The sequence below is a fragment of the Nocardiopsis valliformis DSM 45023 genome, from assembly GCF_000340985.1.
Lineage (GTDB): Bacteria > Actinomycetota > Actinomycetes > Streptosporangiales > Streptosporangiaceae > Nocardiopsis > Nocardiopsis exhalans.
Genome location: NZ_ANAZ01000024.1, coordinates 103584 through 126985 on the forward strand (window position 1 = coordinate 103584; position 23402 = coordinate 126985).

Annotated in this window: 19 protein-coding genes; 11 read left to right on the top strand and 8 right to left on the bottom strand. The window is 70.3% G+C overall.

Annotated elements, in window-relative coordinates:
* Positions 1-469 precede the first annotated feature (469 nt).
* On the bottom strand, positions 470-1231 hold the full coding sequence (locus D457_RS0121575; protein WP_039831683.1) for a hypothetical protein: 762 nt from the start codon (positions 1229-1231) through the stop codon (positions 470-472).
* A 164-nt stretch (positions 1232-1395) separates the two neighbouring features.
* On the opposite strand from D457_RS0121575, the gene D457_RS0121580 reads away from it, so the two are divergent.
* The gene (locus D457_RS0121580; RefSeq protein ID WP_017582757.1) at positions 1396-3855 is read left to right on the top strand and encodes a helicase-associated domain-containing protein; all 2460 of its coding nucleotides are present in this window, start codon (positions 1396-1398) and stop codon (positions 3853-3855) included.
* A gap of 10 nt (positions 3856-3865) precedes the next feature.
* Here the strand turns inward: D457_RS0121580 and D457_RS0121585 are convergent, their stop codons facing one another.
* Positions 3866-5779, bottom strand: a complete 1914-nt coding sequence (locus D457_RS0121585) for a WD40 repeat domain-containing serine/threonine protein kinase (RefSeq protein WP_017582758.1) — start codon at positions 5777-5779, stop codon at positions 3866-3868.
* A 167-nt stretch (positions 5780-5946) separates the two neighbouring features.
* Between D457_RS0121585 and D457_RS0121590 the strand changes: the two genes are divergently transcribed.
* The 3 genes from D457_RS0121590 to D457_RS0121600 all read left to right on the top strand — a co-directional run bounded on the left by D457_RS0121590 (position 5947) and on the right by D457_RS0121600 (position 8916).
* A complete protein-coding gene (locus D457_RS0121590) occupies positions 5947-6375 on the top strand; it encodes a hypothetical protein (RefSeq protein ID WP_026116884.1) in 429 nt (142 codons plus the stop codon).
* Positions 6376-6806: 431 nt separating this feature from the next.
* On the top strand, positions 6807-7082 hold the full coding sequence (locus D457_RS0121595) for a hypothetical protein (RefSeq protein WP_017582760.1): 276 nt from the start codon (positions 6807-6809) through the stop codon (positions 7080-7082).
* Positions 7083-7269: 187 nt separating this feature from the next.
* Positions 7270-8916: a DNA repair helicase XPB gene (locus D457_RS0121600; protein ID WP_017582761.1), complete on the top strand. Its 1647-nt coding sequence runs from the start codon at positions 7270-7272 to the stop codon at positions 8914-8916.
* A 72-nt stretch (positions 8917-8988) separates the two neighbouring features.
* Here the strand turns inward: D457_RS0121600 and D457_RS0121605 are convergent, their stop codons facing one another.
* Positions 8989-9225 carry a hypothetical protein gene (locus D457_RS0121605; protein ID WP_017582762.1) on the bottom strand — a complete coding sequence of 79 codons (237 nt, stop codon included), beginning with the start codon at positions 9223-9225 and terminating at the stop codon, positions 8989-8991.
* A gap of 224 nt (positions 9226-9449) precedes the next feature.
* On the opposite strand from D457_RS0121605, the gene D457_RS0121610 reads away from it, so the two are divergent.
* Positions 9450-10424 (top strand): R2-like ligand-binding oxidase, encoded by a 975-nt coding sequence (locus D457_RS0121610; protein WP_017582763.1) that lies wholly within the window; start codon positions 9450-9452, stop codon positions 10422-10424.
* Positions 10425-10518: 94 nt separating this feature from the next.
* On the opposite strand, the gene D457_RS0121615 is transcribed toward D457_RS0121610, so the two are convergent.
* The 3 genes from D457_RS0121615 to D457_RS0121625 form a co-directional block, all read right to left on the bottom strand.
* A complete protein-coding gene (locus D457_RS0121615) occupies positions 10519-11640 on the bottom strand; it encodes a baeRF11 domain-containing protein (RefSeq protein WP_017582764.1) in 1122 nt (373 codons plus the stop codon).
* A gap of 120 nt (positions 11641-11760) precedes the next feature.
* On the bottom strand, positions 11761-12348 hold the full coding sequence (locus D457_RS0121620) for an LURP-one-related/scramblase family protein (protein WP_017582765.1): 588 nt from the start codon (positions 12346-12348) through the stop codon (positions 11761-11763).
* Between the two features lie 11 nt (positions 12349-12359).
* On the bottom strand, positions 12360-13454 hold the full coding sequence (locus D457_RS0121625) for a zeta toxin family protein (RefSeq protein ID WP_017582766.1): 1095 nt from the start codon (positions 13452-13454) through the stop codon (positions 12360-12362).
* A gap of 135 nt (positions 13455-13589) precedes the next feature.
* Here D457_RS0121625 and D457_RS0121630 point away from each other — a divergent pair, with 135 nt between their 5' ends.
* The 3 genes from D457_RS0121630 to D457_RS0121640 all read left to right on the top strand — a co-directional run bounded on the left by D457_RS0121630 (position 13590) and on the right by D457_RS0121640 (position 17871).
* Positions 13590-14027 carry an NUDIX hydrolase gene (locus D457_RS0121630; protein WP_026116885.1) on the top strand — a complete coding sequence of 146 codons (438 nt, stop codon included), beginning with the start codon at positions 13590-13592 and terminating at the stop codon, positions 14025-14027.
* 272 nt (positions 14028-14299) lie between these two features.
* Entirely contained in the window at positions 14300-16027 is a 1728-nt protein-coding gene (locus D457_RS0121635; RefSeq protein WP_017582768.1) for an ABC transporter transmembrane domain-containing protein, read from the top strand.
* The gene (locus D457_RS0121640) at positions 16024-17871 is read left to right on the top strand and encodes an ABC transporter ATP-binding protein (RefSeq protein ID WP_017582769.1); all 1848 of its coding nucleotides are present in this window, start codon (positions 16024-16026) and stop codon (positions 17869-17871) included. Before D457_RS0121635 ends, D457_RS0121640 begins: the two co-directional genes overlap by 4 nt.
* 36 nt (positions 17872-17907) lie before the next feature.
* Here D457_RS0121640 and D457_RS0121645 read toward each other — a convergent pair whose 3' ends face one another.
* Complete coding sequence (locus D457_RS0121645) at positions 17908-18510, bottom strand: Uma2 family endonuclease (protein WP_017582770.1); 603 nt, start codon at positions 18508-18510, stop codon at positions 17908-17910.
* Between the two features lie 138 nt (positions 18511-18648).
* Here D457_RS0121645 and D457_RS0121650 point away from each other — a divergent pair, with 138 nt between their 5' ends.
* The 3 genes from D457_RS0121650 (at position 18649) to zwf (ending at position 21559) form a co-directional block, all read left to right on the top strand.
* A complete protein-coding gene (locus D457_RS0121650; RefSeq protein ID WP_026116886.1) occupies positions 18649-19404 on the top strand; it encodes an SAM-dependent methyltransferase in 756 nt (251 codons plus the stop codon).
* Positions 19405-19499: 95 nt separating this feature from the next.
* On the top strand, positions 19500-19973 hold the full coding sequence (locus D457_RS0121655; RefSeq protein ID WP_017582772.1) for an NUDIX hydrolase: 474 nt from the start codon (positions 19500-19502) through the stop codon (positions 19971-19973).
* A 158-nt stretch (positions 19974-20131) separates the two neighbouring features.
* Entirely contained in the window at positions 20132-21559 is a 1428-nt protein-coding gene (gene zwf, locus D457_RS0121660) for a glucose-6-phosphate dehydrogenase (RefSeq protein ID WP_017582773.1), read from the top strand.
* 122 nt (positions 21560-21681) lie between these two features.
* Here zwf and groL read toward each other — a convergent pair whose 3' ends face one another.
* Entirely contained in the window at positions 21682-23313 is a 1632-nt protein-coding gene (groL, locus tag D457_RS0121665) for a chaperonin GroEL (RefSeq protein WP_017582774.1), read from the bottom strand.
* Positions 23314-23402 lie beyond the last annotated feature (89 nt).

The following is a 23402-nucleotide window of genomic DNA, read 5'->3' on the forward strand; positions in this document are numbered from 1 at the left end:
CTCCGCCCCGGGCGGCCCCTGGTTTCCATGGGTGCGCCCAGGTTAGTGCCCGACACCTCACCAATGCGAGGGGATTGTGGTGTGACCGATTTCCGGGTCCTTCCCCGGAACTCCCTCGACACTTCTCGGGGCGGTATCCGAGCACGGGGACGGGTACGTGAAACGAGGCCCGGATACGGCTCACCCGGGCCTCGTTGTGTCGACGTCGCCCCCGTCACCGCTGGGTGCGGAGTATGGGACGGGACTCGGCGGAGTCAGGAACGCCGTCGACAGGCTGGTGTCCGGACTGGAGGCCGGACCACCTGACGTGACCGCCCTGAAGCGAAAGCGGCGGTGTACCGACATGACTACCCGAAGCAACCCGCTCGGATGCCCGGTAACGGGCCGACCGGAAAAGGTTATTCCCCAGGGTTTGCCAACCGATGACGCTGAGGGGCAGGCCGAACGGAGCAGGTCGGTCCGGGGCGGGTCAGCTCCCGGCGGATCGGTCCGCGCCCCGGGCCGAGCGGGCGGCCTTCGGGAAGAGGTACAGCACGCACACCAGGGAGGCGAGTCCGAGCGCGGGGACGCCGGTGGCCGGCAGGGCCTGCTGGATGTACTGGTCGATGAACTTCGCCTCGCCCGTCCACAGGGTCATCCCGACCACGCAGGCCGCGAGGGGGAACCCCACGCCGATCCACTTGTCGAGGGCGTTCCACACCTGGCTGAGGATGATGAGGGCGGCGCCGAGCACCCACAGGAAGGCGACGTCCCACCACACCCCGGAAAGGACGAGCACGGCCAGGGCCACGGCCTCGGGCGGGTGGTGGCGTGCGAGTACGAGGCTGTTGCGGGTCACCCCGGGCTTGCGGCCGACCCGGCCGTCCATGCGCAGATCGGTCTGGCTGGGCCCCTCCAGCAGGGACATGAACCCCTGGTGCGGGCCGCCGCGCCAGGGCGGGGGCGGGCGGTCGGCGTGTCGGGGTTTGGGCGGGATCATCTCGTCGTCCTCGAGATCGACCTCCCGGCCGGTGAGCTCCTCCTGCACGATGTGCTCGGGGGAGCCGAAGCCGCGAAGGATCCGCCGCACGGTGTCGACGTCGTCGTTGTCGGCCGCCCCGCGGCGCTCGTCAATGCGCGCACGCAGGCTGGTCAGGTAGGCGGTCCGCTCCTTAGCCGTCACACGACCGTGCAGCGCAAGTCCGACATCGGAGAGATAGTCGAGTACCAATTGTTCCGAGCGCTGGGTCATGGCCCCATATTGGCCCACAATGACCTGCCGTTTAACCCCTCCTTCCCAATTTCGGTCAGAGAATTCTCCTCCGATACGGTTCGGGGCGCCGTGCCGGTTGGCGCACACGGGTCGGGAGGGGAGCGGGTGCGACCCGCCCGGCGCCATCACCTAGCGTTGACGTGATGACCGACAACGCACGACCCGGTTCCCGCCGGAGCACGGACGGCCCCGACAGCGAGTCGCCGGGGCGGCCCCCCACGTTCACCGCCTGGCTGCGGTCCCGTTCCGACGCGGAGCTCACCGCGCTGCTGAACGCCCGCCCGGACCTGGCGCAGCCGGTCCCGGCCGACATCGGCGCCCTGGCCCACCGCGCGACCTCGCGCAACGCGGCGCTGCGCGCCCTGGAGCGGCTCGACCGGTTCACCCTCCAGGTACTGGAGGCCGTGGTCGTACTCGGGGACGACCGTCTGTCCGAGCCGGTCGGCGCACCGCCCGCGAACGTCGCCCGGGGGCTCGGCCTGACCCCCTCGGGCGGTCGCGGCCGGGACCCGCTCGACGAGGCCCTGGACACCCTGCTCTCCCTCGCCCTGATCTGGCCGGACCACGGCCGGCTGCGGCCGGTCAAAGTCCTGCGCGAACTCCTGCCCCACCCGGCACAGCTGGGACCGCCCGTGCGCGCCCTCCTGGCAGCGCTCCCGCACGGTGCCACCAAGCGGCTGGCGGACGACCTCGTGCCGCACAGCACCGCCAACTCCCCGGTGGAGACAGTGGCCACCGCGCTGGCCGACCCCAACCGGATCGCGGTGCTCGTGGACCAGGTCGGGGCTCCCGCGCGCCACCTGCTGGACAACCTCGCCTGGGGTCCGCCCAACGGCACGGTCTCCGACGCCCGCCGGGAGATCACCCTGGCCACGGCCTCCTCGCCGGTGGAGACCCTCATCGCCCGTGGCCTGCTGGTGGCCACCGGGGACGACACCCTGACGCTGCCCCGCGAAGTCGGCCTGTACCTGCGCTCCGGTGCGCTGTTCCGCGACGTCAGCACCGCCCCACCCGCTTTCGAGGGCAGACAGGGCTCCCAGGACACCGTCGCCCGTGCCGCGGCGGGGCAGGCCTTCACCGTGCTGCGCGCCGTGGAGGAACTGCTGGAGCGCTGGTCCCAGGAACCCGCCGCGGTCCTGCGCAACGGCGGTCTGGGCGTGCGCGACCTGCGCCGGGCCGCCCACGCCATGGACAGCGACGAGGACACCGCCGCCCTGTACCTGGAGGTCGTGCGGGCCGCCGGGCTGATCGGCACCGACAACCGGGTCTCCGGGGAGTGGCTGCCCACCCGCGAGTACGACCTGTGGCGGGAGCGCTCTCCCGAGCACCGGTGGCTGCTCCTGGCCCGGGCCTGGCTGGACTCGGACCGGGTTGCCTCGCTGACGGGTTCACGCGACGCGGGCGGCCGGGTACGCAACGTGCTCGGCCCCGGTCTGGTCCGGCCCGCCGCGCCGCAGGCCCGCCGCGACCTGCTCACCGAGCTGGGTTCGGCCGAGCCCGGCCTGACACCGGACAAGGTTTCACTGGCGGCCCGGCTGGCCTGGCACCGTCCCCGTCGCCAGTCCCCCGTCTACACCGAACTCGTGGAGGCCGCCGAGGCTGAGGCCGCGGCGCTCGGCCTGACCGGCAGGGGAGCGCTCGCCGAGCACACCCGCCCGCTACTCACCCACGACGAGAACGCCGATGAAGAGGCCGCGCGGATCCTGTCCGCCGAGCTGCCGCAACCGCTGGACTACGTGCTCGTCCAGGGCGACCTGACCGCCGTGGCACCGGGGCCGCTCGTCACCGAGCTGGCCCGCGAACTCGCCCTGACCGCCGACGTGGAGTCCACCGGCGGGGCGACCGTGTACCGCTTCACCGAGGACTCGATCCGCCGAGCGCTGGACGCCGGTCGCGGGGTCGCCGACATCACCAACCTGCTGGAGCGCCACTCCCGCACCCCGCTGCCGCAGGCACTGCGCTACCTCGTCTCGGACGTGGGCCGCAAGCACGGCAGGCTGCGCACCGGTTCGGCCGCCAGCTACCTGCGCTGCGACGAACCCGCGCTGCTGACCGAGCTGGTCGCCGACCGCCGCGCCACCGACCTGGAGCTGCTGCTCCTGGCCCCGACCGTGGTGGTCAGCGGCCTGAACCGGGCCGCGCTCACCGAACGCCTGCGCCAACTGGGCTACCACCCGGTGCCCGAGAGCGGCGACGGCACGATGCGACTCAGCCGCCCCGAGGTCCGCCGAGCTGAACCCGACCCCTCCTCCCCCGCCGAGAAGGCGCCGACCACCGACCTGACCAGGGCCGCCGTGCGCGCGCTGCGCGCCGGTGACGAGGCCGCCAACATCGCCCGGATCCCGGTGTCCCTCCCCGAGGGCGGAACCGCGGGTTCCAGGGCTACCGCGGTCATGGAGGTCCTCTCCGAGGCCGCCGCGGCCGAACGCCGCGTGTGGATCGGCTACACCGACACCGACGGCCGTCAGGTCAGCCGCATCGTGGAGCCCGCCAGCGTGGACGGAGGTTTCCTCACCGCCTACGACACCACCCGGGACGCGGTCCACCGCTTCGCCGTCCACCGCATCACGGGAGTGGCGGAACTGGAAGCCGCCCCGGACTGAGGCGAGAAGCTCAGACCGGGCACCAGAACCTGACCGTGCCGTCGTCGCCTCCGGTGGCCAGAACGGCCCCGTCCGGGGAGAAGGCGACGGACTCCACCGCCTCCTCGTGTCCGGCCAGCTCGGTGACCGGCTCAAAGCTCACGGTGTCCCACACCACGGCCTTGTGGTCATCGCCTCCGGTGGCCAGAACGGCCCCGTCCGGGGAGAAGGCCACCGATCCCACCGCCTCCTCGTGTCCGAGCAGGTCCAGGTAGCGGGTTTCCGAAGTGTCGGACTCCGAGGCCAGATCCCACAGCCGCACCGATCCGTTCTCGCATCCGACAGCGATGTTCCCATTCGGGGAGAAGGTCACCGACATCACCGGACCGGGGTGCGCGAACGAGTGGAGCTGAACACCGAGGTGCACGTCCCACAGGACGACGTCACCGCCGCGGGTCCCCGCCGCGAGCACGGCTCCGTCCGCGGTGAAGGCCACCGCGTTCACCTCAGTGCCCCCTCCTTCCAGCGCGGCGGACCAGGCGCCCGAGAGGCTCAGGAGCGAGGCACCCCGGTCTTCCTCCGCGACCGCCAACATCTGGCTGTCAGGGGAGAACACCACCGAGGTCACGGCTCCCCTGTAGGCGTGGGAACCCAGCCGGCGGCCACTGAAGGTGTCCCACAACTTCACGGAACGGTCTGCGCTGGCGGTGGCGATCGACGCACCGTCCGAGGAGAAGGCGAGGGCGTAGACCGGCCCCCGGTGCCCCTTATACCTCGTGACCAGGTCTCTGCTGTCGGCGCTCCACAACCGGACACCGCCGTCCCAGCAGGCGGTGGCGAGGAATTCACCGCTGGGTGAGTAAGACACCGCCGAGACCATGTCCTCGTGCGGGAGGTGCCCGCCCGCCTCCTTGGCCCCGGCCCAGCGTCCGGCGCTCGGGGAGATCGGCGGCCGTGCGTTCGCGGGCGGCTCGACGCTGCCCGGGACGGGATCGTACGCAGGCGTTCGAGCAGGAGGGTCGCCAGCAGTGGGAAGGGCCATGGCAGGACGGGCCTCGGGAGGTTCGGGAGCCACCGAAGGCACGGGAGGTCGAACCAGTGACCGTCGGGCATCCGGTGCGGAGGTTCCCGTTCCGCCGAGGATGTCGAGGACCCCTTCCGCGCTCGGACGCTCCCCCGGTGTGTGCCGCCAGCAGGCGGTGAGGAGTTCGGCGAGGTCCGCGGGCAGGATACTCAGGTCCGGGGGTGGTCCGACAACGCGCATGAGGGTGGCGGGCAGTGAGGGCGCCTGGAAGGGATTGGCCCCGGTAAACGCGAAGTACAGCACCGTGGCCAGGGAGAACACGTCCGATGCCGGGGTGACCTGGAACCCGTGGGCCTGTTCCGGGGACATGTAGGAGGGGGTGCCGAGGATGCCTCCGGTGTGCGTGAGGTTCTCGCCCTCGACCGGTCGGGCCACCCCGAAGTCGATGATCTTGGGCCCGCTGTCGGACACGATGATGTTCGCGGGCTTGAGGTCGCGGTGGACCAGTCCGCAGTCATGGATCGCCTCAAGGCCTTCCGCCAGGTGGGCGGCGAGCTGGCGTACCCCGTCCGAGGTGAAGGAGCCGCGGGCGCGGATGGCCTCGCCCAAGGTGGGTCCCGGTACGTACATGGTGGCGATCCACGGCGGATCCGCCTCGGGGTCGGCCGCCACGATCGGTGCCGTGTACAGTCCACCGACCTGGCGTGCGGCCTCCGCCTCACGGGAGAACCGGCTCCTGTACTCCCGTTCCAGGTTCCGGTCGTCCCCGCCCAGCAAGTGCTGATGGATGACCTTGACGACCACTTCGTGACCGGCTCGGGTCCGGGCCAGGTAGACCTGACCCATTCCGCCCTGGCCCAGGACGCGAACCACGGTGAACCGCCCGATGCGATCCGGTGTCCCAGAAATCGGATCCTGCACCCGACGACCGCCTTCCGCTGGTTCGTCCGCGAATTCCTGACAGGAGATTACGGCGGAACGGCCCGACATGCCAGGCTTTCCAGAAACTGCTACCCCGTCGGCGTTGGGGATACCAGCCTCTAGAGTGGCCTCAGATCGGTTGGCCCAGACACCGGAGGAGACGGCCCTTGAGCAACGCACCGCTGCCCCCTGGAGCCTCCTCTCCCCGTGACCGGGGGCGGGAGGAACGCGTGCCTGAGAGCCGGGACCGGGCACCCGAGCGGGAGCGCGACCGTGACGGCGACCGGAGCGATCCGGCCCCGGTGGGCTCGACCGGCGGCGCCAACAGCTCCACCATGGCGCTGATCCTGCACGCGGTGACCGCCCTGTGCTGTATGAACTGGATCTTCGGCATCGCCGGGATCACCTTCGCGGTGCGGGCCGCGCACGCGCGGGACCGGGGCCGACCGGACCAGGCCGAAGTGCTCACCCGGTACTCCTGGTACTGCCTGGGCGCGGCCGGGGTGATGTTCTTCGTGATGCTGGTGCTGACCTTCGTGATGTTCACGCAGGCGGGGAGCTGGATCCAGCAGATTGTCCCCGTGACCAACTTCTGACCCCCTGGCCACTACCGGTTTGACCCCTGTTTGGGGGAATAAGCACGGCATCGTCCGCTTTCGAACCGGGTAGGGCGGGTATGCGGACCACAGACACAGGGGCCCGGAGACAAGGGCTCAGGCACAGGGGCCCAAACACAGGGGCTCAGCGTGAGGAGACACGGCCAGCGGTGAACGGCGACCGGAGCGACCCCAGGGACTTCTGGGAACGGGGGCGGAGTTCCGTGCCCGGTGCCGGTCTGCCCGCGAGCCCTCCCCGCACACACGTACCGGCGGCGCACGCGCCGCCGCCACAGCCGCCGCGGCCGTCCTTCCCGCCCGGGCCCGGGTACCCGCCCGCCGCCCCGGTACCACCGCCGGTCCCGGGACCGGCGCCACCCGGCGCCATGTACCCGGTGGGCGTCCCGCTTCCTTCCGGACCGCCCGCACGCGTGGGCGGGGCCGTCGCGGCGCTGGTCGTGGCGCTCTGCACCCTGGCGGTCCCGGTTCTCGGTATCGCCCTCGGCCTGTGGTTCTTCATCCTGGTCGCCAACATCCCCGGCATCGTGCTGGGGATCATCGCCCTGGTCAAGATCCCCAACGCCGTCGATGTGGAGCGGTACATCCGCTACACCTGGGCCTGCACCTTCGCCTACACCGCCCTGTCGGTGGTGTTCCTGGTCCCGGTGATCGTTCTCGCGCTGCTGTTCCTGCTCGTCGGCATCTGAACTGTTTCCTCTGAACCGTGTCTTCTGAACCGGGCACCCTGTATCCGGCTCCGCCGTGAGCGGCCTCCCGTGGACATTCCGCGGTGTGCGGGCATGATCGGAGGGGTTCCGGTGTTGCACCTGGGGCCGCCCCCGTCCCGTGCCAGACGGGCCGCCCTCGTCCTCGTAGCCTGATGGAAGGTCCCGTGTGTCCTGCCTGATCGTCCAGTCCGACAAGACGCTCCTGCTCGAGATCGACCACGAGCTCGCCCCGGAGTGCCGCCGTTCCATCGCGCCGTTCGCCGAGCTCGAACGCGCCCCCGAACACGTACACACCTACCGCATCACCCCGCTGGCGCTGTGGAACGCGCGCGCCGCCGGGCATGACGCCGAGCAGGTCGTGGACGCCCTCATCCGCTTCTCCAAGTTCCCCGTGCCGCACTCGCTGCTCGTGGACATCGCCGAGACGATGGACCGCTACGGGCGGCTCAAGCTGGTGGGCGACCCGGTGCACGGCCTGGTGCTGGAGTCCTCGGACCGCGCGGTCCTGGAGGAAGTCGTGCGGGCCAAGAAACTCAAGGGGATGCTCGGCGAGCGCCTGGGGGAGGACTCGGTCGCGGTCCACCCGAGCGAGCGCGGCAACCTCAAGCAGGCCCTGCTGAAGATCGGCTGGCCCGCCGAGGACCTGGCCGGGTACGTCGACGGCGAGGCCCACGAGATCGACCTGGCCGACGGCGACTGGGAGCTGCGCGGGTACCAGCAGGAGGCCGCGGAGAGCTTCCACGCGGGCGGTTCCGGCGTGGTCGTGCTGCCCTGCGGCGCCGGGAAGACGATCGTCGGCGCGGCCGCCATGGCGATGACCGGGGCAACCACGCTGATCCTGGTGACCAACACGGTGTCAGTGCACCAGTGGAAGTCCGAGCTGCTCAAGCGGACCTCGCTGACCGAGGACGAGATCGGTGAGTACTCGGGGACCAAGAAGGAGATCCGACCGGTCACCATCGCCACCTACCAGGTGATGGCAGCCCGCCGGAAGGGCGTCTACACGCACCTGGAGCTGTTCGACGCCAAAGACTGGGGCCTAGTGGTCTACGACGAGGTGCACCTGCTGCCCGCGCCCATCTTCCGGATGACCGCCGATCTCCAGGCCCGCCGCCGCCTGGGACTGACCGCTACCCTGGTCCGCGAGGACGGCCGGGAGGGCGACGTGTTCTCGCTGATCGGGCCCAAGCGCTACGACGCCCCGTGGAAGGACATGGAGAACCAGGGGTGGATCGCCCCGGCGGACTGCGTGGAGGTCCGGGTGGACCTGACCGAGTCCGAGCGAATGGCCTACGCGACCGCCGAACCCGAGGACAAGTACCGGTTCTGCGCCTCCTCGGAGACCAAGACGACCGTGGTCCAGCAGATCGTGGAGCGCCACCCGCAGGAGCAGGTCCTGGTGATCGGCTCCTACATCGACCAGCTCGACGAACTCGGTGAGCGGCTGGGCGCCCCGGTCATCAAGGGCGAGACCCGGAACAAGGAGCGCGAACGCCTCTTCGACGCCTTCCGCGCCGGCGAGCTGCGCACTCTGGTGGTCTCCAAGGTCGCCAACTTCTCGATCGACCTCCCCGAGGCCGGAGTGGCGGTCCAGGTGTCCGGCTCCTTCGGTTCGCGTCAGGAGGAGGCCCAGCGTCTGGGCCGGGTGCTGCGCCCGAAGGCCGACGGCCGCACCGCCCGCTTCTACGCGGTAGTCGCCCGGGACACCCTGGACCAGGACTACGCCGCCCACCGCCAGCGGTTCCTGGCCGAGCAGGGCTACGCGTACCGAATCGCCGACGCGGGCGATCTGCTCGCGGGCGAGGAGATCTGAGCCCGGCGGAAGAGCTCACCCGGAGGGGCCCGCGCGGAGCTCAGCGCGATTCGGCGCAAGGGCGAGCCTGGCTCAGAACGAGGGTAGGACGCCGATCGAGTAGGTTCCGGCAGCGATGCCCCAGGCGATGAGGGAGTAGCTGAGGGTCCGGGTGCGCAGCACCCGGTCTCCGCGGACCGAGGGCGCGGCGAAGGCGGCCACCATCAGGGCGAGGCCGAGCAGCGCGGGGATCACCGAGGCCAGCGCGAACAGCTGGGACTGGGCGGCGCAAGCTGCGTAACCGGGACTGCCGGGATCACCACAGAACACGTCGTCCCCCGATCGGATCGTTCATGCGGTCGTACTCCCCTGACCGTACCGTTTCGGCGGGGCCGGATCGTCGTCGGCTCCGACCAGATCCCGTATGGGCTCCCGCTTCCAGGCCGGACCGAGCCGAATTCTGATTTCTAGTGACCCAGGACACTTCCGAGGGTTTACACGAAGCCCTCCCGTGTCCAATCATGGGGGTCGGCCCACCCTACGGAGGTACCCCCATGACCGAGGCCCCGGCCACCGAGTACCGCACCGGCTTCCACTCACTCCGAGGCGGCGGACTGAACTGGGACTCGCTCCCGCTCAAGCTGTTCGTCAAGGGCAACGCGAAGTTCTGGAACCCCGCCGACATCGACCTCAGCCGGGACGCCGAGGACTGGAAGGGGCTCGACGAGGCCGCACAGACCCGCATCCTGCGGCTGTGCGCGTTGTTCGTGGCGGGCGAGGAGGCGGTCACCGAGGACCTTCAGCCCTTCCTACGCGCCATGGCCGCCGAGGGCCGCCTGGGCGACGAGATGTACCTGACCCAGTTCGCCTTCGAGGAGGCCAAGCACGTCCAGGCCTTCCGTCTGTGGCTCGACGCCATCGGCGTCCGGGACGACCTCCACGGGTTCGTGACCAACAACCCCGCCTACCGCGCCCTGTTCTACGAGGAGCTCCCCGGTTCGTTGGAGGCCCTGCTGGACGACCCCAGCCCCCGCAACCAAGTGCGCGCCTCGGTCACCTACAACCACATCATCGAGGGTTCCCTGGCGCTGACCGGCTACTACGCCTGGAACCACGTGTGCACCGTGCGCGACATCTTCCCCGGCATGCGCCAGATCATCCGGCGGATCGGGGACGACGAGCGCCGCCACATGGCCTGGGGCACCTTCACCTGCCGCCGCCATGTGGCCGCCGACGACCGCAACTGGGACGTGGTGAGCGAGCGCCTCAACGAGCTGCTCCCCCACGTGATGGGCACCGTCGAGCGCAGCGACACCCCCTCGGACGACCCGGCCATGCAGCGCTACGAACTCCCGCCGGGGGTGCTTCTGGACTACGCGAGCAACCGCGCCCTCCGGCGGCTGGGTGCCATCGAGTCCGCCCGCGGGGTACCGCTCCGCCAGATCGACCTAGACGCCTCACCGGAGGAACTGGAGGAGCAGTTCGGCGCTGAGGACCGCGCAGCCATGGCCGAGCTGGAACGGCACTGAACCGGCCCTTCCCCACGCGCCGGAGCGTGGGGAAGGGCCGGGCAGACCGCGTACGACGGAAGGAAGCCAGTGAGCCCAGCCCGGGCTCACGGGCTCACACAGCGAAGCGCAGGATCGCCGCAGCCGCCGTGTCGCCAGGGATCTCCTGCGCACGCACTGCCAGCACCCGGGCCCCCGTCCGCAGCGCCCGGCGGGCGATCTCGTCGACGACACCGTAACCCTGGGCGTCACTGCGGTCGTGGAAGGAGACGGCACCCGTCTCCTCGTCGACCAGACCGGGTACGACCTCGTCGATGTCGACCAACAGGGTGTCGATCGCACCGAAGGTGGCGGCCCTGGCCACATCGCTCAGGTCGGTCGCGGTGAGGCCGCGCGACTCGTGCTCCTCCAAACGTTCGCGCTGCCTGGCCAGTTCGATCCGGTAGAGCTCGTCGAGGACGGTACGGGCCTCCCCTGCCAGTTCCGCGTCAGAGACGTTCTCCGGGTTGCCGTCGATCCCGGGAGCCGCGAGGTGGACGTAACTGTTCACCGAACGGTAGATACCGGCCAGCGGCTCCGTCGCAGCCAGGATCAGCGGGACACCGCTGCCGGACAGGACGGGCCTCACGGCGCGGTCCACCGCCCGCGCGTACTGGTGCAGGCGCACCTTGCGCCCTTCCGACCCCTGAATCCTTCCCGAGGGCGAACGGCCGCTGATCGAGGCCAGGCCGACGGCGCTCGCGGCGTCCTCCGGCAGGTCGGAAACGCTCACCTCGAAGGGATCGGCGTCGGGGCTCACCTCGACCAGGCGCACCGAGTTCTGGGCCAGGGCCAGCACGAAGGCCGCCTGGGGGAAGGTCACGGAGCGCAACAGCGGTTTGACGAAGAAGCGGTCGGACACCTGCACCGAGGCGGTCAGACGGTTCGGCAGCCGGAAGGTGCGGATCTCCCCGGGGGTCAGGAAGACCACCAGGCTGTTGGAGAGGTAGGGCCAGAACGCCTCGTCGTCGAGGAGCTCCTCGCCGAGTTCCCGCAGGGACTGGATGTCCTCCTTCTCCTGACCCGCCGCCTCAAGCTCGGCCACCGCCTGGGACAGAGCGTTCCTGAACTCGATCCGGACAGCCTCCGAGTCCTGCGTCAGGGGGACCGTAGGAAAGTAGAGGGAAACACTGGCCGGATGCCGGGCGGAGGCGATCTTCTCGATCTCCTCGGCCGTGGGAATGTCGTTGTGCAGCATACGACCGCCCTACCCAACGGGCCGCCGTTCCATGAGCGATCGTCCGTGAACTCTCCTCGATACCGCCTCACACGGGTCAGCCGCCGACCCGGTCCGCGAGGACGCGGACCACGACACCGTTCACCTGCCCTCGCGCAGCACCAGGTCGATCGTGATCGCGGAGGCCACCACCAGGGTGCGCAGCGGTTCGGGCAGGGTCGGGTAACGGTGGTGCAGCGCGTAGCTGTCCGCCGAGGTGAACAGCTCGCCCAGGTCGGGCAGCTGACGGTCGACCCGGGCGACCTCGTGCGCGTTGTGGTCGCAGATCCGGAAGTCCAGGCCGATGAAGTCGCCCTCGATCGTGCCGACCTGCCGCTTCCACGCGTCCAGCAGCGTGAACTTCGACCCGAAGAACTTCAGGTCCTGCTCGATCGTGCCCACCGGCTGACCGTCGGGCAGGTTCACGCTGGTGGTCGCGGTCATCCAGGACCAGTGCTTCTGGACGGCGAGCCGCTGGTGCCCGTACAGGTCCGTGACGTGCACCCGGCGCTCGAAACCACCCGTGCTCTTGGCCAGGTGGCGCAGCACCTGCATGCCCCCGTCCGCGCCCTGCTCCCGCGCCCAGGCGATCTGCCGGCCGTGCGGATCGAAGACCTCATAGTCGGAGACGTCGCGCATGAAGCGCTTGGGCTGACGTATCAGGAGAGGGTTGGCGGCGAAGATATCCATGGGGAGCGATCCTAGAGAGTGTCCTCCGAGCGCCAGAGCTCGCGTCGGCCCCTTTCGGCCTCCAGCGCGATCCGGCCGAACGGTTCGGTCCGCCACTGGCCGCCCCGCTGGTGGTTGGCGTAGAGCACCTCCCCCTCCCTGGAGAGCACGTACACCGAGTCCGCCAGCTGGTGGGTCTCCAGGAACTCGACCGTGTTCGGTACGCCCAGGTAGAAGCGGTCGTGGTGGATCTCCGGCAGAAAGCGGCCGAACCCCTGGTCGCGGGTGGCGCGCTCGTGGCGGTCGAAGATCGAGAAACGGCTGTTCGACGTGTGCGTGGCCACGAAGGCCACCTCCACCCGGTACCCGGCCTCCTTGAAGCCCAGGACCCAGGAGGCCGCCCAGTCCGCGCGGCCCAGCGGATGGCTGCACACCGCGTCGTAGCGACCCTGCCGCACGTGCTCCATGGCCAGCCCGTGCAAGCCGCCGACCTGCTTGGACACCTCGGTGGAGGCGACCCGGTCGTCCGCGGTCATGGACCACTCGTAGTCGGGGGACAGGCGCAGCAAGTCGTCGCCGTCGTAACTGACCGTCCCCTCGGGCAGGACCGGCAGGACCAGCCGCTGGAGGGTGGACTTACCGGAACCGGGCTGGCCGCCGAAGAGCAGCAGTCGGGGCTGTTCGCGCGGGATGCCGGTAAGTCGGTCGCGCAGGGCCAGGCCGAACAGCGAGTTCAGGTCGGCCTCGGAGAGCTCGCGCCCCAGGTCCTGCGGGCTGGCCCCGGCGGGAGGGCGCACCGGGTCAGCACGGAGTTCGTCGATGATCCCGGGCAGCGCGCCGTTGGCCCGGGCGATGTCGTCGGGGGTGAGGTAGGGCAGTCGCGCCTCCTCGACCAGGAGGAGGGCGGCGCGCTCCAGTAGCGACGGATCCTTGTCCCTGCGGGCCAGGCAGGCGCCGATCGCGGCACTGTAGAGGTTGTAGGCGCGTTCGCGCGCCTCACGCTGTTCGGCGGTCTGCGGCGGGATACCACCGCTGGAGCTCTCCGCGAGAAGGGGCCGCACCCCTGCGTCGGTGCTCTCGGCGGAGGGGTCGGGGCCCAGGCCCGGTTCGGTTCCGGAGGATGTCATGTTCGTCCGCTCTCGCCGTGGCCCGGCCGGGGGCGCTGGGCCGTACGTGTACGCAACCGGTCGACAGAAGGCTAGTAGCTCGGATCACTCGCGGTCAGCGGTTCGCGTCGGTGCGGTGCGGCCTAAAGTGGCCACATGTCACCGAACCCTTCGCCTGCGCCCTCCCCCTCCTCCCCCGCCGTGATCGAGGCCCTCGCCTGGGTCCACGTGCACGAGGGCCGCCTGCTGTGTGTGCGCCCCGAGGGCAAGGACCGGTTGTACATCCCCGGCGGCAAGCGCGAGCCGGGCGAGAGCGACGAACAGGCGGTGGCCCGCGAGACCCTGGAGGAGGTCAGCGTGGTGCTGCGCCCGGGGACCTTCCACCGGGTCGCGGTGATCGACCAGGAAGCGCACGGACAGGCCCCGGGCACCCGGGTGCGGCTGCTCTGCTACGGCGCCGAGCACGACGGGGAGATCGTGCCGGACAACGAGATCCTGGAGACCGCGTGGATCTCCTACGCCGAACGCGAGCGGTGCGCCCCGGCGATCCAGGACCTGGTCGAGCTCCTGCATGTCCGGGGGCAGCTGCCCTGAAAGCCCGCCCGTCAGTGCTCGAGAAGACCCTGAGTCCTCCCCGGCACCCGGCCGGGCACGACTTTCCAGCTTCTGCGGGCCACTTTTTTTCTCGGCCCTTCCGGACGCCTTCCACGGGGTGCTCCCGCACTGTTCCCGGGGCTCTCCGGCGCCCCCTCAGGCTCCCGTCACGGCGCTGGCGGCGGCCCTCCCCCGACCCGGGAACCCCTGCCGCGCAGGCCCTGGGAAAAGCAGTGGTCTCCTTCGGTTTCCCTGGTTAGAGTCCCGGAACTGTGCGTGTACTTCCCCAGCCTCCGGGCACCCCCGACCACCGTTCAGCCAACCGCTACCTGCTCTGGCTCGCCCGCCAGGAGTGGCGCTCCCTGCTGTGGGCGTCGCTGATCACCTCGGTCTACTTCCTGTGCACGATCCTGGTGTCCTACCTACTCGGCACCGCGCTGGACTCCGGGCTGGCCGGCGGCGGACTCGGCACCCTGCTGTACTGGTCCGGGCTGATCACGCTGTGCGCCCTGCTGGCCGCGGCCATGGTGCCCCTGTACGAGCGGTCGAGCGCCTTCAACTGGTACTCCGCCGCCTACCGCACGATCCAGCTGATCACCCGGCGCTCCTCCCGGCTGGGACCGACCCTCACCAGGCGCCTGCCCACCGGTGAGGTCGTGGCGGTCGGCACCGACGACATCGACCGAGTCGGCACCTTCTACGAACGCTCCGACCTGATGATCTCCTCGGTGGTCTCGGTCCTGGCGGTCGGCTTCCTCATGCTGACCTCGCACGTCACCTTCGGGCTGATCGTGCTGGTGGCGGTACCCCTGATCGTCGTCGGCATGGTCCCGCTGCTACGACCGCTCAACCGCCGCACACGCACGCACCGGGACCGGCAGGCCGACCTCACCACCAGGGCCACCGACCTGGTCGCCGGGCTACGAGTGCTGCGAGGTGTGGGCGGCGAGCGTTCGGTGGGCGACCGCTACCGGGCCGAGTCCCAGCGCGTACGCGCCGCCGGAGTCAGGGTCGGCTGGATGGACGCCGCCCTGGAGGCCGTCCGCACCCTCTACCCTGGACTGCTCCTGGTGGGGATCGTCTGGTACGGCGCCCGGCTGGCACTGGTCGGCGAGATCACCGTGGGCCAGTTGGTCGCCTTCTACGGCTACACCGGTTCCCTGGCCACGGCGGTGCGCTTCTTCATGCGCTTCGCCTCCGACCTCGTGACCGCCCGGGTCGCGGCCACCCGTGTGGTGCGGGTGCTGGCTCTGGAGCACGACCTGCCCGAGCCCGGGGTCCCGGCCCGGGCCCCGGCGGGCACGTACAACCTGCACGATCCCACCAGCGGGGTCAGCCTCACCCGCGGAAGGTTCACCGGTGTGGTCTGCGCCGACCAGGACGACGTGACCCCACTCGTCCAACGGTTGGGCCGGTACCGGGACGGCGGCGCCGAGCTGACCGGTGCCGACTCCCAGCGCGTCGCCCTGCGCGACCTGCCCCTGGCGGAGGTCCGCCGCCGCATCCTGGTCGCGGGCAACGACGCCCACCTGTTCTCGGGGCGGCTGCGCGAGGAGCTCGACCCCGACGGCTCCGCCACCGACGAACATCTCACCGCGATGGTCCGCACCGCCGCGGCCGAGGACGTGCTCGCCCAGTCACCCGAGGGTCTCGACGCGGAACTCACCGAACGCGGCCGCGAGTACTCAGGCGGCCAACAGCAGCGGCTCCGTCTCGCCCGCGCCCTGCTCAGGGATCCCGATGTGCTGATCCTCGTCGAACCCACCTCCGCGGTGGACGCCCACTCGGAGGCGGCCGTCGCCGAGCGCCTCGCCGGAGCGCGCCCCGACCGCGCCACCGGTGTGGTGACCACCAGCCCGCTGCTGTTGGACCGCACCGACCACGTCCAGTTCGTCGTGCAGGGCCGGGTGGTGGCCGAGGGCTCCCACCGGGACCTGCTCCGCACGGACGCCTACGCCGCCACCGTCCTGCGCACGTCGGTGGAGGAGGAGAAGGTATGACCCAGACCGCCAGACGCCGCCCCTCGGCGGGGACCGACGGGGATCCCGCCCCCGTGCCGGATGGACCGCCCACCGCCCCGATCGAGTCGACCGCGCTCCCGGTGGCCCCGGCCCCCGTGGTGTGGCGACGACTGCGCCGCGCGAGCCGGGACCACGGTCCGCTGCTGTTCGGGGTGGTGACGCTGTTCGCGCTGGCCACGGCCGCGGCGCTGGTCGCCCCGTGGATGCTCGGGATGATCGTCGACGCCGTCCGTGAGGGGGCGTCACCCGGGCGCGTGGACGTCATGGCCCTGGTCATCGTGGCGGCTCTGCTCGTCAACGCCGCCCTCCTGCTGGGGGCGGTGGCCCAGTCGATCCGGTTCGGAGAGGGGCTGCTGGCGGAGCTGCGCAAGGAGTTCGTGTACTCCGTCCTGCGGCTGCCCCTGGGCACGGTGGAGCGCGCGGGCACCGGCGACCTGGTGTCCCGGACCGGGCGCGACATCAACTCGCTCAGCATGATGGTGCGCCAGTCCCTGCCGGTGATCGCCACCGGCCTGGCGACCGTGCTGGTCATCCTGGTGGCGCAGGCCTTCCTGCACCCCGCGCTCCTGCTCGCGTGGGTGCCGTCGGCCCTGATCATCTGGATCACCACGCGCTGGTACGCGCGGCGCGCGCCCGACGGATACCTCGCCGAGATGGGCACGTACTCGCGGCTCACCCAGGGCGTGTCCGACACCGTGGAGGGTGCGCACACCCTGGAGGCACTGGGCCGCCAGGAGTGGCAGGACCTGCGCACCGACGCCGACGTGCACCGCTCTTACCTGGCTGAGCGGTACACGCTCTGGTTGCGGAGCGTGTGGTACCCGCCGCTGGAGTTCTCGTACCTGTTCGCCTCGGCGACGACGTTCCTGGTCGCGGGGGTCCTGTACCACCAGGGCGAGCTGTCCCTGGGGCAGATCGCCACGGCGGTCTTCCTGACCGTGCAGATGTCCAAGCCGCTGGACCACATGATCGACCAGGTCGACAACGTGATGGTGGGCTTCACCGCCCTGCGGCGGCTCCTGGGGATCCAGCTGACCGACGAGGGCACCCGCCCCGGAGCCGGGCCCGAACCCGAACCCCGGGAGCCGGGCACCGTGGAGATCCACGGGGTGCGCTTCGGCTACACCCCCGGCACCGAGGTACTGCACGGGATGGACCTGGACCTGCACTCCGGCGAACGGCTGGCCGTGGTGGGCCCGAGCGGCGCGGGCAAGTCCACCCTCGGCAAGCTCCTGGCCGGTGTGTACCCGCCCGGCGCGGGCGCCATCCGGGTCGGCGGCGCGGACCTGCGCGCCCTCTCCCCCGAGGAACGCCGGGAGCGGGTGATCCTGCTCAGCCAGGAGAGCCACGTCTTCCGGGGCACCCTCGCCGAGAACCTGGCTCTGGCCCTGGACGAGAGCGACACGGACCGCGAACGCCTGTGGCGGGCCCTGGAGGCGGTGGGCGCCGACACCTGGGTGCGCTTCCTGCCGGAAGGCCTGGACACCAGGGTCGGTTCAGGCCAGGAGCCGCTGGACCCGGCCCGCGTGCAACAGCTGGCCCTGGCCCGGGTCGTGCTGGCCGATCCCCAGGTCCTGGTCCTGGACGAGGCCACCTCGATGATCGATCCCCGTTCCGCCCGCAGCCTGGAGAGCGCGCTCGCCGGTGTCCTCGAAGGCCGCACCGTGGTGGCGATCGCGCACCGCCTCTACACCGCCCACGACGCCGACCGCGTCGCGGTGGTCGACGGCGGCGGCATCACCGACCTGGGCACCCACGAGGAGCTCCTCACCCGGGGAGGTTCCTACGCCCGCCTCTGGCAGACCTGGCATGGCGGCAACTGATCCCGCAGTCCCGCATCAGGGCCGGACCGGTGGCGCTCAGGAACGCCACTCGTCCGGCCCGGGGAACCGGGAGGTGTCGATCTCCAGGTCGAAGGGCTCAGGCAGGCGGATCTTGTCCCCGAATTCCACCGTGGTGGCCTGGTTATAGCGACCGTTGCCCGGCTGCTCGTACAGGGTGACGGAGGGACCGTTCTCGTCCCAGGCGTCGACCAGGAGGTAGAGCGGGACAGGACCGTGCGCGTAACCCCAGAGCTTCTTTTTACGGTCGGTGTCCATGCTGCTCCTGGACACGATCTCCACCGCGAGCTCGGCTTCGTCCGCCGGACAGGGTGTCTTTGCGGGATCGAGGACCACGGACTCCGGCATGATTACCAGGTCCGGCACGTACAGCCGCTCGACAACCGGCAGCTGAATACCCAGTGTCTGGTAAACCCCCCAGTCATCAGGCACAGTTCGAAGCAACGCGCGGTTCACTCGATCCGCGATGATGTTGTGGGGGTCCGATGGGGGCGCCACGAGCATGACTCCGTTGTCATCGACGATCTCAGCCCGCCAGCCGTCGGGCACGTCCAGGTTCTTCCAGGTGCCCAGGACGTAGTCCCATCGCGACATCCCCGTCGCCGGAGCGGTCTCCGTCATCGTCAGACTCATCTCCCTCGCACCTCCGGACAGGAACCTAGCGCCTCACGCACCCGTCCACCCGACACTTCGCAGAATAACTCCGCTCCCTGGGAAAAGCATTGGACAGTTCGGGCCGCCGTCGGCGAACCTGCTCGGATGACGACCCCCGAGATTCCCCCGATGTACCGCGACCTCGACTTCAACGGCCCGCTCTCCGATGAGCGGGCCGTTCGGCTGATCCGCTCGCTCGGCCCGTTGGAGGGCCGCCACGTCGTGGACGTCGGCTGCGGCTGGGCCGAGCTGCTGCTGCGTACGCTGGCCACCGAACCCGGCGCGACCGGGTTCGGGATCGACCGCGGTGAGGCCAACATCCGGCACGGCCAGGACAACGCGAAGGAGCGCGGGCTGGCCGACCGGGTCGAGTTGGTGGTCGGAGACGCCGGAGAGTGGAAGGGCGAGCCCGCGGACGTGGTGTTCAACGTGGGTTCCGCGCATGTGTGGGGCGGTGATCCCGTGGTGCACACCGCCAACGCGCTGGAAGCTCTGGCCGACCTGACCAAACCCGGCGGCAGGGCGTTGTTCGGGGAGTGCTTCTGGAAGCGGCCGCCCACGGACGCGGAGATGGCGGCGATGGAGGTCGTCCCCCGCGACCAGTACCGTTCGCTGCCCGAGCTCGTGGACTTCGCGCTCTCCCACGGCTTCCGGCTCTACGCGGTGGAGGAGGTGACCGTGGACGAGTGGGACGTCATGGAGAACGGGAACGCCAAGGGCTGGGAGGACTGGCTCCTGGAAAACCCGGACGATCCCGGAGCTGACGAGATCCGCGCCCGCGCGGACGGGCACCGGCGCTTCCGCCTGCACGGCGCCAGGGAGATCATGGGATTCGCCTACCTGACCCTGATCCGGGTCTGAGGCCGGAAAACAGTGCCCGGTTCCGGTTCTCCACCGGGGCCGGGCGCCCCGCCCCACCGGCCCTGGGAGGCCCCGCCGGTCGGTACTGTCGCCGCATGCGCTTCTCGGAACCCAAGGACGAAAAGGAACTGATCGCTCTGGCCCGCGCCGAGGGGATCGAACGGTTCTCGGCGGGGGCGATCGTCCACCGGAACGGCGGGGGAGAGATCCTGCTGCTGCGCCGCAGGGACGACGACACCTCCTTCCCCGGCGCGGAGTCCCTCCCCTCCGGAGGGGTGGATCCCGGAGAGGGGCTGCTCGAAGGACTCGCCCGGGAGCTGCGCGAGGAGATTGGCCGAGCACCTGGGACGCTTCCCCTGGACCCCTTCGCGACCTGGTTCGACTACGTGTCCAGTAACGGGATCCGCAAGCGGCAGTTCACCTTCGCGGTCCCCCATGACGGAACGCCGGTGGTGCTCTCCGAGGAGCACACGGACTTCCGCTGGTTCACCGCCCACCGGTTCGGCGAGAGCGACCTCACCCCGCAGGTGAAGGCCGCCGTCCGGAAGTGGATCGACTCCATCAGCTGACCCCGTCCCCGCCCCTGAGTCCCCGTCTTTTCAGTGCCCGCCCCGGTCACCCTTTCTTGGTCCGCCCTTGGGCGCGGCAGCGGCCCGGGCCGGGTAGGCCCGCCAACGTGCGCGGAACCTCCGGGCGTCCGCGCGGCAGCCAGCGACGAGGGGACACCATGACCACAGGGCCCGACGCCGACACCCTGGTGATCTTCGGGATCACCGGCGATCTCACGAAGAAGTACCTCATGCCCGCGCTCTACCACCTGGCGGCAAGGGACGAGCTGCGCACCCGGATCATGGGGGTGGCCAAGTCCGACTGGGACACCGAAACCCTGCGCCAGCGGACCCGGGAGGCGATCGTCGAGCACCTGGCCCAGACCCCTTCCGAGCACAGGGCCGAGGTCGACGAGTCGGTTCTGCGCGGGCTGACCGAGCGGATGACCATGGTGACGGGCGATCTCAACGATCCCCGTACCTACGCCGACATCGCCGACGCGCTGCCTTCGGACTCCTTCGCCGCCTTCTACCTGGCGGTCCCGCCCACCCTGTTCACCACGGTCGCCCAGGCCCTGGCCAAGGCCGGGCTCAACCGGGACTCGCGGCTGATCCTGGAGAAGCCCTTCGGCCATGACCTCGCCTCGGCCCGCGAACTCCACCGGGAGCTCCTGGACTGCTTCCCCACGGAGAGCCTCTACCTGGTCGACCACTTCCTGGGCGAGGAGCCCGTCCGCGGACTGCCGGCGACGCGTTTCGGCAACACCCTGGTGGAGCCCGTGTGGAACCGGGCGTTCGTGGACAACGTGCAGATCACCATGGCCGAGGACTTCGGGGTGGACGACCGGGGCTCCTTCTACGATGCCGCCGGGGCCGTGCGGGACGTGTTCCAGAACCACCTGCTCCAACTGTTCGCCCTACTCACCATGGACGCCCCGGTATCAACCGACCCCTCGGCGGTCAAGGACGAGAAGCTGCGCCTGCTGCGCGCCGTGCGCACCATCGAGCCGACCGACATCGTGCGGGGCCGCTACCACGGCTACCTCGACACGGAGGGGGTCCGGCCCGGCTCCACCACGGAGACCTTCTTCGCGCTTCGTATGCGGGTGGACAACCCTCGCTGGGCGGGGGTGCCGTTCTATGTGCGCTCGGGCAAGAACATGCCGCTCACGTCGTGGGAGGTGGTGGCCGAACTCAAACGCCCCGCGGTCGACCTGTACCCGGGCCCGGCCAACCTCATCCGGTTCCGGCTGGAGCCGTCGGTGGGGCTCGCCTTCGAGATGCAGCTGAACGAGCCGGGGGCGGAGAGTGGCTCCGCGGCACGGCTCGTAGTCGGCGCGGACGTGGAAGACCAGCTCGGCCAGGGACACGAGGCCTACGAGCACGTGCTGCGCGGGGCTGTGGCCGGCGCCCCGGAGCAGTTCGTGCGCTTCGACGTGGTGGAGGAGTCCTGGCGGATCGTCGACCCGGTGATCGATCTGACGACCGAACCCGAACCCTATGCGCGCGGCTCCTACGGGCCGGAACCCGCGCAGACGCTCCCGGGAGCCGGGGGTTGGCATCCGCTCGCCGACGTGGCCCGGCCGGGCGGCGTTTCCGAGCTCTGACTCCTGGCCGTGCCTTCACGACACAAGGCCTCCATGACACAAGCGAAACCGGGCGGCCCCGCGAGGGGGACCGCCCGGCTGTCGCGGGCGAGGTCGCGTATCCGGACCTCAGACGCCTTGGACTAGAAGTCCATGCCGCCCATGCCACCGGTCGGGTCGCCGGCCGGAGCCGACGCCTTCTCCGGCTTGTCGGCGATGACGGCCTCGGTGGTCAGGAACAGACCAGCGATGGACGACGCGTTCAGCAGAGCGGAACGGGTGACCTTGGTCGGGTCGATGACGCCGTCCTTGAACAGGTCGGTGTACTCGCCGGTGGCGGCGTTGAGGCCGAAACCGGGCTCCAGGTTCTTGACCCGGTCCGCCACGACGCCGCCCTCGAGGCCGGCGTTGGCAGCGATCTGCTTGAGCGGCTCGCCGATGGCGCGACGAACGATGTCGGCGCCGATGGCCTCGTCGCCCTCGAGCTCCAGCTTCGCGAACGCGGGGACGCTGGCCTGCAGCAGCGCGACGCCACCGCCGGGCAGGATGCCCTCCTCGACCGCGGCCTTGGCGTTGCGGACGGCGTCCTCGATGCGGTGCTTGCGCTCCTTGAGCTCCACCTCGGTGGCGGCACCGGCCTTGATGACGGCCACGCCGCCGGCCAGACGCGCGAGGCGCTCCTGGAGCTTCTCGCGGTCGTAGTCGGAGTCGGTGCGCTCGATCTCGTTGCGGATCTCGTTCACGCGACCGGCGATGGCGGTGGCGTCACCGGCACCGTCGACGATGGTGGTCTCGTCCTTGGTGACGACGACCTTGCGGGCGCGGCCCAACAGCTCGAGCTCGGTGTTCTCGAGCTTGAGGCCGACCTCCTCGGTGATGACCTGGCCGCCGGTCAGCACGGCGATGTCGCCGAGCTGGGCCTTGCGGCGGTCACCGAAGCCCGGAGCCTTGACGGCGACGGACTTGAAGGTGCCGCGGATCTTGTTGACCACGAGGGTCTGCAGGGCGCCGTCGGCGACGTCCTCGGCGATGACCATCAGCGGACGGCCGGACTGCAGGACCTTCTCGACAACGGGCAGGAACTCGTTGTTGTTGGAGATCTTGGAGTTGACGATGAGGATGTAGGGGTCCTCAAGGACCGTCTCCATGCGCTCAAGGTCGGTGGCGAAGTAGGGCGAGATGTAGCCCTTGTCGAAGCGCATGCCCTCGGCGAGCTCCAGCTCGAGCCCGAAGGTCTGCCCCTCCTCGACGGTGATGACGCCTTCCTTGCCGACCTTGTCCATCGCCTCGGCGATGGTCTCACCGATCTGGGTGTCACCAGCGGAGATGGAGGCGGTGGAGGCGATCTGCTCCTTGGTCTCGACGTCCTTCGAGAGGTTGCCGAGCTCCTCGTTGATGCGGGCCACGGCGGCTTCGATACCGCGCTTGAGGCCGATCGGGTTGGCGCCGGCGGCGACGTTGCGCAGCCCCTCGCGTACGAGGGCCTGGGCCAGGACGGTGGCGGTGGTCGTACCGTCACCGGCGACGTCGTCCGTCTTCTTGGCGACCTCCTTGACCAGCTCGGCCCCGATCTTCTCCCACGGGTCCTCGAGCTCGATCTCCTTGGCGATGGAGACACCGTCGTTGGTGATCGTGGGGGCGCCCCACTTCTTCTCCAGGACGACGTTGCGGCCCTTCGGGCCGAGCGTGACCTTGACGGCGTCAGCGAGCTGGTTCATACCACGCTCGAGGCCGCGACGGGCCTCCTCGTCGAACGCGATCAGTTTTGCTGCCATTGAGTTCTAGTCCTCCCGTGACCGGGGTGATACGCGATGGGACGAGGCGTGCGCCCGCGACGGACGACCGCGTTCTCCCCGGCAACCCT

Coding starts and splice junctions, on each gene's coding strand:
- D457_RS0121575 (WP_039831683.1), bottom strand. CDS start 1,231: ATGACCCAGCGCTCGGAACAATTGGTACTCGACTATCTCTCCGATGTC.
- D457_RS0121580 (WP_017582757.1), top strand. CDS start 1,396: ATGACCGACAACGCACGACCCGGTTCCCGCCGGAGCACGGACGGCCCC.
- D457_RS0121610 (WP_017582763.1), top strand. CDS start 9,450: ATGACCGAGGCCCCGGCCACCGAGTACCGCACCGGCTTCCACTCACTC.
- D457_RS0121615 (WP_017582764.1), bottom strand. CDS start 11,640: ATGCTGCACAACGACATTCCCACGGCCGAGGAGATCGAGAAGATCGCC.
- D457_RS0121620 (WP_017582765.1), bottom strand. CDS start 12,348: ATGGATATCTTCGCCGCCAACCCTCTCCTGATACGTCAGCCCAAGCGC.
- D457_RS0121625 (WP_017582766.1), bottom strand. CDS start 13,454: ATGACATCCTCCGGAACCGAACCGGGCCTGGGCCCCGACCCCTCCGCC.
- D457_RS0121630 (WP_026116885.1), top strand. CDS start 13,590: ATGTCACCGAACCCTTCGCCTGCGCCCTCCCCCTCCTCCCCCGCCGTG.
- D457_RS0121640 (WP_017582769.1), top strand. CDS start 16,024: ATGACCCAGACCGCCAGACGCCGCCCCTCGGCGGGGACCGACGGGGAT.
- D457_RS0121645 (WP_017582770.1), bottom strand. CDS start 18,510: ATGACGGAGACCGCTCCGGCGACGGGGATGTCGCGATGGGACTACGTC.
- D457_RS0121650 (WP_026116886.1), top strand. CDS start 18,649: ATGACGACCCCCGAGATTCCCCCGATGTACCGCGACCTCGACTTCAAC.
- D457_RS0121655 (WP_017582772.1), top strand. CDS start 19,500: ATGCGCTTCTCGGAACCCAAGGACGAAAAGGAACTGATCGCTCTGGCC.
- zwf (WP_017582773.1), top strand. CDS start 20,132: ATGACCACAGGGCCCGACGCCGACACCCTGGTGATCTTCGGGATCACC.
- groL (WP_017582774.1), bottom strand. CDS start 23,313: ATGGCAGCAAAACTGATCGCGTTCGACGAGGAGGCCCGTCGCGGCCTC.